A 12761-nucleotide genomic window follows, 5' to 3' on the forward strand; every position below is an offset into this window, starting at 1 on the left:
TGATGCTTATCCGCCGTAGCGGCCGCCGCCTTCACCGTGGTCTTTGCTCCCATCACCGCCCGCAAACTGGCCCAAACTGTTGAGAGCAAGCGCCTTGCAGGCTGTCGGAGCATTCGGGTAACGGTGCAGATAATCCTCAAGCGCCTCGATGGTGCCGGTTTTAAGGGCTTGCTCGCAGGCAAGCTCGGCTTCCTTGACGCCAACTTCGGTCTTCGCCTGTGCCGCGTCAGAAAAAGCGACGCTCAACCCCAGCAGACTGAGTCCACCCAACAGCAGCGAACGAATTCTACGCATAACACACCCCACCTACTTCAACCCACTGAAATATTAGCATCTGTTAACGTTTTGTCAACCATTCTGGGAAGGTTCCACCAACGTGGTTAACGCGCACGATTGATGAACGGCCTCGCTTGGGCTCGGATCTCCCTTGCTGGTTGGATCGACGTTTAGTCGCTGAACAGTGTCAGCTTGCGGAAGAACGCATTGGTCGGAAAACCATTGGACGTTGCGGTGAAACGAACGGCCAAAACGATTGAAAGCGGCATCTTCCGTCGGATGCGAAGCGCTGCCACCAAGGGATGACGCACAAATCTGTCTTCGATGCTCACCCAGCCTGAGAAGGCGATCGCTTGCGCGCCGATGTCCTGTTGCCAATCTATGGTTTGGTCGGGGCGAGCAAGGGCGATACCGAAATCCATCGCCGGCGCATCGGCATGGGCGATTTCAACGATTGCTTCCACCTTCCGGAAGAAGGCTGGAAATTGGTGGTCAAGCGATGCGGCAACTGCGCCGCCCGCATGCGGACGCAAGAACACCCCGCCGTCATCCGGTGCGACAAGCAGCAGCGGGAGAGCCGAGACGCGCGGTGTAAGCAACCGCGCACTCCTCAGTGTGTCGTGGTCGAGGATGATCGTATTGCCGCCGACATCAGGACGGTCCGGGGCATTGGGGTACGTGGCGGGGCGTCCAAGCAAGGTGGCAGCCGTATCTGGGCGACCGATCGACCCGGCAATACTGGCAAGCGTCTCTATGGCCGCATCGCTGTTCGGTTCGATGTCGCACAGCTCCAGATATTTTCGATTGCCGGGGGTATATTTCAGGTTCTCGCGGGCACTTTCAATTTCAGACCGGTGCGTGTTCTGGGCGACGGCCAAATGATGCAGCAGGCGGAAATCATCGGATTGGCTCGACCTGAACGCCTCCAGGACGGGAAGCCGGTTGTCGTACCAGTTCGACGTCCGAAACATTCCATCCGGTTTCGAGCGATACCAATACAGCGGCTTTGGAATCGTCCTGATCTTGAGACCGGCGAGAGAGGCTCGCGCAAAGAATTCCCAGTCGTGCATGGCGTAGCCGGGCTTTTCGATCAGGAAGCCGATCCGCGAAAAGACAGATCGGCGCATCATCGCATTCGCGTCACCGTAGACGTTGTGGATCAGGCCGAGCGCGTCGGGACCACCCAGGGGCAGGTACTGGATCAGCCCGTCGGCGCGATCTTCGGGCACAAAGTCCTCGTAGAAGATCAGTTGGAACGCAGTGCAGATATCGGCATCCGATGTAGCCATCGCACGCACGAAATGATCGACGGCCTCCGCAAACAGCGCGTTGTCATCGTCGACGAACAGGATCAGCTCGCCATGCGAAGCGCGGATGCCGGCATTTCGCGCCGCGCCGAGATGCTTGTGCGGTCGGCGCAGGATCTTCCACCCGCGCTGACGAAAGGTTGGTTCCAGCGTATCCAGCAATCGCCTGGCTTCGTCCATGTCGCTTCCGTCGTCGACCAGAACCAGTTCCAGGCGATCGTAGGTTTGCGCTTCGATCGCCGCGATTGCCTGTTTCAGATAGAGCGGCCGGTTGCGATGGGCCATGACAATGGAGACCAGAGGTGAGGGCCCGGCACTTTTGTCGACTCGCCTGCGCCTGGCCGACGTCGGCAAATTGCGCGTATCCAGCCAGGACTGCCGACATTGGCTGAGACTGTCGACAGGCAAGGGGTGAGGCGGGTCATCGAGCGCCGCCGAAATCGACTGTGCCAACGCGGAAGCGTCAGGATCGGTAAGCCGCGGCTGCCTCGCCTGCGCATTCCAGCGCTCGAAGTTCGCGTCGACATTGGTCGCAACGAAAGGCAATCCCGCCTCGATACAGGCGGCAACGGTGCCGCCCGTCGATGTGGCGCGGGCGGGGATGACGGCAAGCGCGCCGGTCCGCGCGACGTAGTCGAGCCTTGCGGCGAGGCTTGCGTGCGCCAACAGGTTGAGCTTGAACGGCCACCGCTCGGCGCGTCTCAGAAGCAGTCCACCGCTGTGCTCGCCCATGATCTTTCCGAATGGACCGAATGCGGTGACCGTCAGCCCTTCTGGCGCAGTTGGCGCGATGATGTCGAGCGCGTCGCAAAGCAGCGTCAGGCCATCGCGGAAGCGCCACCCGGCCAAGACGGCAAGTTCTCTTGCGCTTCCCGCCACAATCGACGGCCGCGCGCCGGCTGGACCGAGACGATCCTGCAACGGCAACATCGGCGTCACGATCGCCTTCTTCACCTTCCAGTCCTTCGACAACATCCACTGTCGCAAGGCGGCCGACACACAGATCGTCCTGTTCGCCATTTCGGCGCAGTATTTCTCCATGTAGGCGACGGCAATCGCCTCGGTGCTGTCCATGAATGCCTTGTCGGCTTCATGTTCCCATTCTTCCGGTGCGTGGGCGACGACCACGATCGGCGGCGCGGCAAAGGCCGCAGTCTCGACCGCCAGCAGCGTGTAGTAAGGCAACCCGCCCTCGAGCGGCGCATAGACCAAATCGTGGCCGGACCGTTCGAGATAATGCAGCACAGCGGCGGACCGGCTCTCGGGCGTCGTCAGCGAAGGAAGCAACTGATCGGACTTGTCGAGAATTTCCAGTCGCACCGAGGCCGCCTCGAGGTCGCGGTGGCGCGCTGCCTCCGCCGCTGGAGCATTCCTGCCTGGAACCCATAGCAGGGTGACCTCGTCGCCATCTTCGGCGAAAAGCCTGGCAAGCTCGACCATGGCGCCGTCTTCGCCACCATGATCGATTGTATTTGTCACGACGCAGACGCGGCGAGGCTTGCCTTCCTTTGACGGCCTCCGCTCCTTGCCACCAACGGCCATCCGACTTCCTCTGATTCAAATCCGCCGAGTGCGCTCCGCAGCACAGTCGATCTGCAATGATGCCCGCGACGGGTTTACTTTTCAGTGATCATCCTTCTGCGTCATTGGTAAACCAAATCGTCAATCAGGTCCTGAAACGGCTGCACAATCAATCGACTGATACAACTTTAGCGACACGGAATATTCAATCTTTACGCCTCCCAGCTAGTCATTGACGGCATAGCAGGAGGCGCAAATGAAAACGATAATGAAGTTTCTCGGTGCGCTCGGTTTGATGGGCGCACTGGTCTCGGCAAGCTCCGCAGGAGAATTGCTGCGACCGCGCATCAACCTTGGCACTGCCAACGTCAAGACCATCAGTGGCGATCGCGGCGGCTATGTGATCGACTATGCCATCCGTGCGCTGAAAATGCGCCGCAGCGGCACCTTTGTGCGGTTCAACGGTTCGTGCGACTCGGCCTGCACGCTTTATCTGTCGATGCCCAAGAGCAAGGTGTGCATCACGCAGAGCGCGTCGTTCGGCTTTCACCTGCCGTATGGCGTTGGCGCGCGGGGCAATCAGGTGGCCGCGAATTTCATGATGAAAAACTACCCTGGCTGGGTTCGCGGCTGGATCGCCAAGCGTGGGGGGCTGAAGAGCTCCATCGCGACCATGACTTACGCGGATGCGAGCCGATTTCTGCCGACCTGTCCTTCCCAACAGCGGGGCATGACCGTCGCGAGCCTGAGCCCGACGCGTCTGCGTGGCGGCTGATTGCCGGCGCACTACTGAAACATCACGACGGCGGGTGCTCGACAGCGCCCGCCGTCGCCGATTCATGCGGGCGGGTGCACAGTTGATGGAGCGGCTCACTTGGCCACAAGGCGTCGCCGATGAATGCGTTCGGTTAACCAGTTCTCAAGAGACTTGGTTAACGCAAACTTGATTTTGTTGACTCTTTTTTAGCGCAAGCCGATTCTGCGGGTGGGGGTTTGAACGCTATCGGCCGTGGTTTGGGCCGAGGCGCAAGCTGGCGGCGGGTAGTTGTATGAGCATCGGCGGCAGTAGGGGGTCGGCGAGCCGACCTGAGATCGGCCCTACGGAATCGAAGGCGGGGACGGCTTCGTCGAAGGATGTGCGCTTCCGGCGCAGGAGCCTGCGGATCATTTGCACGGGCCTGTTGTCCTGGCTGCTTTTGGGCGTCTATCGCAGCGCAATCATTGATCCGCAAACGACTTTTCCAGGCCTTTTGGGGGCCATCCCCAAGGGATTGGCATCAAGCTACTACGACCTGATTGTCGTTACATCCCTGACCGTGGTGACCCTGATCCTGCTGTTCCTGACAAAGGCCAGCCGTCTCGGCTCCGCAATCGTCGTGTTCCTCTTCTATGTTGCTGTCGTGGTCTGTCTGGGCTGGGGATTTGCCAACATCAATCTCGTCAAGATGCTGGGCGAACCGTTCACGTTCCAGTGGCTGGTCTATGGCGACTTCCTGCAGAATGCCGATGCCAGGAACGCGATGGGCGACGCGCTCAACATCAAGGACTTCGCGACCCTTTCCGGGTCCGTCATTCTGGTGCTCATCCTTGGCTATGCCGCGGCCAGTCTGTGCCGGCGGCTGAGCGCCGTTGGTTACGGGGCCTTTCTGGGCGTGCTCGTTGTGTGTGTCGGCGCGGCCATCGCCGGTACCGGATACCACGTGCGGGCGGAAGCGCTGCCGGCGGCCAAGATCGACAATCCGATCCTGTATTTTGTTGAATCGGCCCTGCTCAATCCAACGCCGGTTGTGCTGACGATGAATGCCAGCACCAATGACCCGGATGTCGCCAGCGTCGGCGAGCGTCCGCCGGAAACGTCGACCTTCAAGGCGCCGACGCCAAACCCGATCAAGAACGTGCTGATTTTCATGATGGAGTCGGTGCCATCCAAATACATCGAGACGTTTGGCGGCAAGTATCCGGTCACACCGAATATCAAGAGTTATGCAAAGGACTCGATACGGTTCGACAACATATATGCGCACGCACCGTCCACGCATTACTCGATATTTTCTCTGCTCACCTCGATGTACAACGACATTTCATACTATGGCATGACCACCAGGTATCCATATCTGCCGCTGGATACGATCTCCAACACCCTGTCCAAGAACAATTTCCGCACGGGGTTTTTCTGGAGCGCGGATTCCCGATTCCAACGGGTCGACGAGTTTTTCCTCAACAAGGGACTGGATGTGATCCAGGACTACCGGGGGCAGAAGTGCGGCACCCCGACCTTCAAGCTCAGCTCCGAGCAGTGGAAGAACATGGACTACAACAGCGATCTTTGCACGGCGCAGTCGATCATCGACTGGATGAACAAGGACGAGGGAAAACCCTTCTTCGGCATAATGTTCACGGCGATGACCCATTATCCCTACATCACCGACAGCCCGATGTTTTCGAAGATGGCGCCTTCTTCCGACGGCAACACGCTGGTCCACTACTCGGACGACCAGAAATTCAATGCCTATCTCAACGCCCTGAAGGTCGGCGATGCGGCACTTGGCGAGATCCTTGAATCGCTCAAGCAGTCCGGCAAGCTCGATTCGACGCTCGTGGTCATATTGGGCGATCATGGCGAGGCGTTCGGGGAGCATGGTGACTACATTCATGCCAGCGCGATCTACGAGGAAAACATCCACATCCCGCTGATCATGATCAACAAGTACCTCTTTCATGATGACGTTGCGCATCCGGTCGGCGGCATCGTCGATATCGCCCCGACGATCTTCGACATACTGGGACTTCCGCTGCCGAAGCAGTGGCAGGGGCGCAGCCTGTTCAGCGAGCAACGGCCAAACAAGACCTTCTTCTTCAACCCCTGGGCCGGTTTCCTGTTCGGCTATCGCGAGAACGATCGAAAGGTCATCTTCAACGCCACCACCGGCAAGGTCGAGGAATACGACCTCAAGGCCGATGCCGGTGAACGAACCAACCTCTTCACGGTCGATGCCGGCGACCGAAACGCGCTGCTGCAGCCCATCGCCGGATGGGTGCAATCGCAGAGGCAGCGCGTAGCCGACCTGGTGGCCGCCGCGGCGAAAGACGCACGACGATGCTCCATAACCAGTCTCGAGGTCGACGCTGCCGGCATCAATCTCCAGGGCGCGCCTCGGTTCGACGTCGTGGTCGACGGAAAGACCGTCGCCGAGATCGACGTCCCGGGCAAGGAAAGCACGGCATCGACGCCCGAAGCCGCCGTGGCGGAGCTGATGCAGGCGTCAACCGAGGCCAAGCCGTTCCACATCGATCTCAGCAACGTACCGAACCCGAAGACGATCGAACTTCGCTATGTCAACGACCTGTGGGGCGGAGACGGCAAACCAGGTGATCGCAACCTGTTCATCAAGAGCGTCAAGGTGAACGGTCAGCTGGTGCCAAACACCAGGCTGCATGTCGACGAGCAGTCTCATGGCTACACCGACGACAACGGAACCGCCATGTATAGCAACGGCTCGCTATGGGTTAGCGGCCCCTTCGTCGAGGGATGTGTATAGCGTGCCGCGTGCCTGACCGTCGTCCTCGATTTGCCGCCCGTGCGCGCCGCGACAGATACTGTTGGCCCTCCCGGTTGACATCTTCGCGCGGCAGTCAATAGCATGCGAAATACTGATGATTGTGGCGTGGAGCCACTTGTCGGCGCAGGACGGACCGGGCCCGTTCTTGCGGTATGCTCGGCTGGTCGACGCCCGCTTGGGAAGCGAACATTGAATGCGACCGTTCAACATGACGACCCGGACCGGATTGCCATCTGAAAGAGCGAGCGGGGTGAGGCGCCATCGACTTGCCAGGTCTGTCTCGCTTGCCGCCCTCCTGGCCATTTGGTGCCAGGTGGCGCTGTGCGGAGCCGCGCACGCAGTTGGTGCCAAAGACAGCGCACCTGCAAATGCCGTTACCGTCCCGACGGCTTTCGAACTGCAGCTTGTTTATGCCGACCGCACCTGGATATGGGATAACGGAGCCGCCTATTTCGGACAGAAGGGCAGACCGGTCCGAGCCTGGACTTCCGAGCAGGACGCGACTTCCGTCGCTGAGGGGAAATGGCATCTAAGCAACGATGGCAAGATGTGCATGGATCTCGTCTGGCGGTCCAAGACCTACGCCGCAGCGCCGATCCGCACGTGTTTCAGCCACCGCTTCCGGGGCGGGACCCTCGAACAGCGCAGGGATCCGGACGGTGTCTGGTACAGTTTCCGGCACTCTTCGGAAAACCTTTCCGACGAGCAGCGGAAATTCGAGGAAGGCGATACAAAGGGCGCGCAGTTCGACGAGATTCGTAGTGTGATCGATTCCAAAAGTTGAGGCTCGCTGAGAAGCTCTCACCTCAGCGAGCCCACGTCCCCGACACACGACAAACAGGGACGACTACCAGCTTTGCGAGCTGGTATTGCTCTCCGATGCATTTGGCGTGTCTGGCGCAGCTGACCGGCGGCGCTTCGCCGTCGGCATCGGAAGTGTGGACGCGGTGGACTCCAGTCCGAAGAATGGGGCGGCTGTCCTGACGATCGTATCGATGTCGGAAAGTTCCGGCACGAAACCCAGATGTTCGCGCGCTTTGACAGGGTCGGCATAGAGCTCCGCCGGGTCTCCCGGGCGCCGGGGCTTGAAGACGGCAGGAACCGATTTTGTCGTCACCCGACTGACGGCTTGCAGGATCTCCTTGATCGACACCCCGCGTCCGGTGCCGAGATTGACCGACAGGCTTTCGCCACCCGCCTCCAGATGCATGAGGGCCCTCAGATGCGCGCGGGCCAGATCGCTGACATGGATGTAATCGCGCACGCAGGTGCCATCCGATGTGTCGTAGTCCGTGCCGAAAACCTCGATCGCGTCGATCGTGCCGGATGCGGCCATGAGCACGCGCGGGATCAGGTGCGTTTCAGGCGAGTGCCACTCACCGAGCTCACCGTCGGGATCGGCGCCGCAGGCGTTGAAATAACGCAGGATCGCATATTTCATTCCGTAGGCGCTGGCATAGTCCCTGATGATCTGCTCGCCCATCAGCTTGGTCCGCCCATAGGGGCTGATTGGATTTTGCGCCGAGGTCTCTTGAATGGGCAGTGTTTCTGGCACACCGTATGTCGCGCAGCTGCTTGAGAAGATGATGTTTTCGATCGAGCTTGCGCGTGCCGCGTCCAGCACCGCGATGGTACCCGACACATTGGTCGAATAATATTCCGCGGGCTCATGAACAGACTCGCCGACATAAGCCAGCGCTGCAAAGTGGATGATCGCCTTCGGCTGATAGGTCCTGATCGCCTGCTGCAGCACTGTCCGGTCCCGGATATTGCCGACGACAAGCGGCCCCCAGGCAACCGATCTCTCGTTGCCGCGGCTCAGATTGTCGAAGACGACGGGCAGGTAGCCGGCAGCTGACAACAGCTTGCAGGTGTGGCTACCGATGTAACCGGCCCCGCCTGTCACCAGGATTGCCGGGCGGCTCATTTACATCGTAGCTTCTTTGACGGGCCGTCTCTGGTAGAGCAGGGCGTCAAAATAGGCCGCGGTATGCGCGAGCCCCTGGCTCAGGCTGATCTTTGGCTCCCAACCAAGATTTGCCCGGGCAAAGGAGATGTCGGGCTTGCGCTGTTTGGGATCGTCGACCGGCAGTGGCCGATGCACGATCTTCGAGCGCGAGTTGGTGTATTCGATCACCTGTGTCGCCAGTTCCAGAATGGTGAATTCGGCAGGGTTGCCGAGATTGACCGGGTGCTTCGGTGAACTCGGTGCGTTCATCAGCCGGATGAAGCCTTCGATCAGGTCGTCCGCATAGCAGAATGAACGGGTCTGCTGGCCGCTGCCGTAGACGGTCAGGTCGTCACCGTGCAAAGCTTGGACGATGAAGTTCGACACGACGCGGCCATCGTCGGGCTGCATGCGGCGGCCATAGGTGTTGAAAATCCGGGCGACGCGGACATCGAGGCCATACGTTCTCGAATAGTCGAAGAACAGCGTCTCGGCCGAACGCTTGCCCTCGTCATAGCAGGATCGCGGACCGTGCGGGTTGACGTTGCCGAAGTAGCCTTCCGGCTGCGGATGCACCAGGGGGTCGCCATAGACCTCGGACGTCGAAGCCTGAAATATCTTGGCATTGTTCCGCCGCGCGAGCTCAAGCAGGTTCAGCGAACCAAGCACGCTTGTCTTGAACGTATGGATCGGATCTGCCTGGTAATGCGGCGGGGAGGCCGGGCAGGCGAGATTGTAGATTTCATCGACCTGGAGATCCAACGGCAGTGGGTCGACGATGTCGTGCTCGATGCACGTAAATCGGGGATCGCGCAGGAGGGCATTGAGATTGTATCTTTTGCCGGTGTGGAAATTGTCCAGCGCGACAACGTCGTACCCCTCCAGCAAAAGACGCTCGCACAGATGCGAACCCAGAAATCCTGCCCCACCGGCAACCAGGGCGCGGCCCCGATTGGAGTTCGCGCCCCTTCGGCTTTTCCCGGACTCGAGTTTCAGAACATTGACAGTTCTACCCATACTCTACCCCTTTGCCCTTACGCACTGCGCACCCTACCGCCGGCCATAGCGTTGCCCGGCGACGTTCCTGAGAACGTCACAAACCTTCCGCGTCGGCGGAATCGTCCACTCCTGATGTCTGTCGATTGCTTTCTGAGTTCGCTGGGCGACGTTACGCGGCTATTAGCTGCCGTTCAGCATTCGATACGCCCCGAATCGCAGTCACGCGTCTGGTGCCACCATCGCCCATTGCTCGCCCAAATTGCACATCCCAACGTACCGAAAATATACCTGTGGAAATCATAGTCAACTAAATTAGCGAATCGTTAACCGTGTTCGTCCGGGAGTGGTTAATCGTGGGGTCGGCGACGCACTCGCGGCAATCCGAGAATTGACGCCGAAATTAGAAATATACCAACAGAAAACAAGAATATTTATGCGGTTTTTCGATAGCTGAATGCGGATATTCGGCAGGATAAGTTTATTTACGGAGCAGGGCTAGTCATATTGAAGGCAATAATAGTACTATAAGTGGTGAATTATCCTCGTGAAAGTTGACATTTGGAAATATCGAAAATATTGCTGCATCGCACTTTGTCCATAAATTCTTACGAGGCAATGCGATTGGCGCCCGAGGCGACTCGGGTAAAAAATGTTCGCGGCATTCCCAATGTATGAGGTTATGTTCGGCTCATCCGTTGGAGTGGGCGCGTTCATGCTCTTTAGTTCCTGGGTCGATATTCAGCTTATCCGGGAAAGGATATGTAATACAATGAGAATTTAGCAGTATGGACCAAGCGGCTAGAGAAGATTGATTGCTGGTTACAGTTACGATGAAGCGCATGGCTGCGTTACTATGTATGAAAACTTGCATCGAAGGCATTTCGGATTGAAATATGTGCCATCGTACCACTTGTAGGCCTCGGGAGCGAAATTCCCCTGGGCACAATATGCGCCTCAATAATCAAATCGTGGAACGGTCCTGGCGCCCATCCATTTATGTAGACTTTTTTATTTTAGCAGTTGCTCATGAGCGTATAGGTAGAAATCCGTCAGTGCTGCCACACAGATATGACGCCGTTGCAGTTGGGCGGCGGGCGGCTCGCTTGGCCAAATCCGCACAAACATTCATTTGGCTATTATCTTTGTCTTGGACAGACGAGGCGCGCTGCGCAAGCCATCGCCTTTTGATCCCTAGGGCGCTATTGGCAAGCTGGTCGAACACTCGGGTTATTCTCAATGCGCTTTCTCTTCTTCCTGATCCTGCTGGCCGGTATCGCCGTCGGCGTCGTCTATCCCTGGGCGATGACGAACTTCTCGGGTCATGAGATCGGCAGCTACAGGGTCTTTGAACAAGGCCGCTTCAAGCCGGCGACGGTGGCGCTCTCGGCAGGCGATGCACCGGTCAGGGTGCTGGTCGACCTGACGGCGCGGGCCGAGCGCATCGTATCGCAGCAGCGCACTGTGCTGACACTGACCGCTGCCACCGGTAGCCGCACGGTGCTGGCCTCGACGCTGCAGTTCAATCACGCCGACAATCCGCGCCAGGTCAGCCCGCAACTGCCCGACAAGATCTTTCGCGACGAAGCGGGCGTGATCGCGACCGTCAGCCCCGGCGCCTATCTCTTCACCGTCGGCCCGGGCGATGCCGATGATATCCCGATGCGGGCGGTGGACCTGGTGCTGCGCTCCGGTGCCGGCGAGATCGACAGCCGCGCCCGACCGGTCGGCTATGGGCTGATGGCCGTCGGCCTGATCGGCTTCCTGCTCTCCTTGCGTTTCGGCGGCAGCCGGCCGGAGAACCCGAACTCGAAGCCGCCGCCGCCACGCTGGGGCAGGGGCTCCTCGACGTGAGTGCAGCATGAATTACCGTCACGCCTATCACGCCGGAAATTTCGCCGATGTCGTCAAGCATGTCGTGCTCAGCCTTCTGCTCGACTATCTCAAGCAGAAGGACAAGGCGTTCCGTGTCATCGACACCCATGCCGGCATTGGCCGCTATGATCTGTCGTCGACGGAAGCGCAAAAGACCGGCGAATGGCAGGGCGGCATCGGTCGCCTGATCGATGCTCCGCTCGACAAATCGGCAGCAGGGCTGCTTGCCCCCTATCTCGAAGCGGTGCGTTCGCTCAATCCCGACGGTGGGGTGAAGAAATATCCGGGCTCGCCACTTATCGCCCGCCATCTCATGCGCAAACAGGACCGGCTGTCGGCGATCGAACTGCATGGCGATGATGCCGCCAGGCTGAAGACGCTGTTTGCCGGCGATTTCCAGACCAGGGTGATCGAACTCGACGGCTGGCTGGCGCTCGGCGCGCATTTGCCGCCGAAGGAAAAGCGTGGGCTGGTTCTTATCGATCCACCGTTCGAGGAAGCCGGCGAATTCGACCGCCTCGTCGACGGGATGCAAAGAGCGCACAAGCGCTGGCCGGGCGGCATCTATGCGCTGTGGTATCCGATCAAGGATCGCAAGGCGATCATCGCCTTCAGGAAGGCGCTCAAGCAATCCGGCGTCCCGAAGCTGCTCGACATCGAGTTTGAGATCCGGCCTGCGTCGCGGGAGCCGAGCCTCGACGGCAGTGGCATGGTGGTGGTCAACCCGCCCTTCACGCTGGAGCGTGACCTGCGCATCGTGCTGCCGGCTTTGCACAAATTGCTGATGCTGGAAAAGCCGGCGCACTGGTCGCTGGAATGGCTGGCCGGTGAATAGCAACGCTTCGCTGCGGGCGCCGCATGCGCCCGCAACCTCCAGCGAAGTCATGCTTGCGGTGTCCTGCGACAGCCGTGCGGCGGTCGATGCCATGAACGAGGCGGCGGCGAAACATGGCGGCACCGCCGACATCAACGCCCAGCAGGATTATGGCTTCATGTACAATCGCAGCCTGGCCGATCCTGACGGCCATAACTGGGAAGCAATGTGGATGGACCCCTCCGCCATACCGCAGGGCGACGCCAAGCAGGGCTGAAGCGGGATAGAGCGCCGGCCATCGCAGTCCCGCTTTCCCAGACATAGGGAAGGCGGGTACTTCAAAGGTCAGGACGGGTGGTTTCACGGCTGCGCACCGGCAAAACCGCTTGCGAACCGGGAAACCATCGTCCGCGCGACCGCTTGACCGCGCGCCGCCGAATCCGCACAGTGCACGCAGTCGACGT

10 protein-coding genes are annotated in these 12761 nt (G+C 59.4%); 6 read left to right on the plus strand and 4 right to left on the minus strand.

The window, feature by feature from the left end; genetic code table 11:
* Positions 1-6 precede the first annotated feature (6 nt).
* On the minus strand, positions 7-294 hold the full coding sequence (locus AC1DYC_RS00280) for a hypothetical protein (protein WP_477402977.1): 288 nt from the start codon (positions 292-294) through the stop codon (positions 7-9).
* A gap of 152 nt (positions 295-446) precedes the next feature.
* Positions 447-3125 (minus strand): DUF6212 domain-containing protein, encoded by a 2679-nt coding sequence (locus AC1DYC_RS00285; protein ID WP_477402979.1) that lies wholly within the window; start codon positions 3123-3125, stop codon positions 447-449.
* A gap of 235 nt (positions 3126-3360) precedes the next feature.
* Between AC1DYC_RS00285 and AC1DYC_RS00290 the strand changes: the two genes are divergently transcribed.
* The 3 genes from AC1DYC_RS00290 to AC1DYC_RS00300 all read left to right on the plus strand — a co-directional run bounded on the left by AC1DYC_RS00290 (position 3361) and on the right by AC1DYC_RS00300 (position 7448).
* On the plus strand, positions 3361-3879 hold the full coding sequence (locus AC1DYC_RS00290) for a hypothetical protein (RefSeq protein ID WP_477402981.1): 519 nt from the start codon (positions 3361-3363) through the stop codon (positions 3877-3879).
* Between the two features lie 496 nt (positions 3880-4375).
* Positions 4376-6643 (plus strand): sulfatase-like hydrolase/transferase, encoded by a 2268-nt coding sequence (locus tag AC1DYC_RS00295; RefSeq protein WP_477402983.1) that lies wholly within the window; start codon positions 4376-4378, stop codon positions 6641-6643.
* A 214-nt stretch (positions 6644-6857) separates the two neighbouring features.
* Positions 6858-7448 (plus strand): DUF995 domain-containing protein, encoded by a 591-nt coding sequence (locus AC1DYC_RS00300; protein WP_477402985.1) that lies wholly within the window; start codon positions 6858-6860, stop codon positions 7446-7448.
* A 63-nt stretch (positions 7449-7511) separates the two neighbouring features.
* Here AC1DYC_RS00300 and galE read toward each other — a convergent pair whose 3' ends face one another.
* Both galE and AC1DYC_RS00310 read right to left on the minus strand, forming a co-directional pair.
* Positions 7512-8591 carry a UDP-glucose 4-epimerase GalE gene (gene galE / locus AC1DYC_RS00305; protein WP_477402987.1) on the minus strand — a complete coding sequence of 360 codons (1080 nt, stop codon included), beginning with the start codon at positions 8589-8591 and terminating at the stop codon, positions 7512-7514.
* Positions 8592-9629, minus strand: a complete 1038-nt coding sequence (locus AC1DYC_RS00310; protein ID WP_477402989.1) for a UDP-glucuronic acid decarboxylase family protein — start codon at positions 9627-9629, stop codon at positions 8592-8594.
* Positions 9630-10847: 1218 nt separating this feature from the next.
* Between AC1DYC_RS00310 and AC1DYC_RS00315 the strand changes: the two genes are divergently transcribed.
* The 3 genes from AC1DYC_RS00315 to AC1DYC_RS00325 are packed head-to-tail and all read left to right on the plus strand — an operon-like array spanning position 10848 to position 12574.
* Entirely contained in the window at positions 10848-11462 is a 615-nt protein-coding gene (locus AC1DYC_RS00315) for a hypothetical protein (RefSeq protein WP_477402991.1), read from the plus strand.
* A gap of 7 nt (positions 11463-11469) precedes the next feature.
* Entirely contained in the window at positions 11470-12318 is an 849-nt protein-coding gene (locus AC1DYC_RS00320) for a 23S rRNA (adenine(2030)-N(6))-methyltransferase RlmJ (RefSeq protein WP_477402993.1), read from the plus strand.
* Positions 12311-12574 carry a VOC family protein gene (locus AC1DYC_RS00325; protein ID WP_477402995.1) on the plus strand — a complete coding sequence of 88 codons (264 nt, stop codon included), beginning with the start codon at positions 12311-12313 and terminating at the stop codon, positions 12572-12574. Before AC1DYC_RS00320 ends, AC1DYC_RS00325 begins: the two co-directional genes overlap by 8 nt.
* Positions 12575-12761 lie beyond the last annotated feature (187 nt).

Source organism: Mesorhizobium sp. P2_E7, from assembly GCF_056403855.1.

Excerpts from the sequence above, each read along its gene's own strand:
- AC1DYC_RS00290 (WP_477402981.1), top strand. The coding sequence starts at position 3,361 with ATGAAAACGATAATGAAGTTTCTCGGTGCGCTCGGTTTGATGGGCGCA.
- AC1DYC_RS00280 (WP_477402977.1), bottom strand. The coding sequence starts at position 294 with ATGCGTAGAATTCGTTCGCTGCTGTTGGGTGGACTCAGTCTGCTGGGG.
- AC1DYC_RS00320 (WP_477402993.1), top strand. The coding sequence starts at position 11,470 with ATGAATTACCGTCACGCCTATCACGCCGGAAATTTCGCCGATGTCGTC.
- AC1DYC_RS00300 (WP_477402985.1), top strand. The coding sequence starts at position 6,858 with ATGCGACCGTTCAACATGACGACCCGGACCGGATTGCCATCTGAAAGA.
- AC1DYC_RS00285 (WP_477402979.1), bottom strand. The coding sequence starts at position 3,125 with ATGGCCGTTGGTGGCAAGGAGCGGAGGCCGTCAAAGGAAGGCAAGCCT.
- galE (WP_477402987.1), bottom strand. The coding sequence starts at position 8,591 with ATGAGCCGCCCGGCAATCCTGGTGACAGGCGGGGCCGGTTACATCGGT.
- AC1DYC_RS00315 (WP_477402991.1), top strand. The coding sequence starts at position 10,848 with ATGCGCTTTCTCTTCTTCCTGATCCTGCTGGCCGGTATCGCCGTCGGC.
- AC1DYC_RS00310 (WP_477402989.1), bottom strand. The coding sequence starts at position 9,629 with ATGGGTAGAACTGTCAATGTTCTGAAACTCGAGTCCGGGAAAAGCCGA.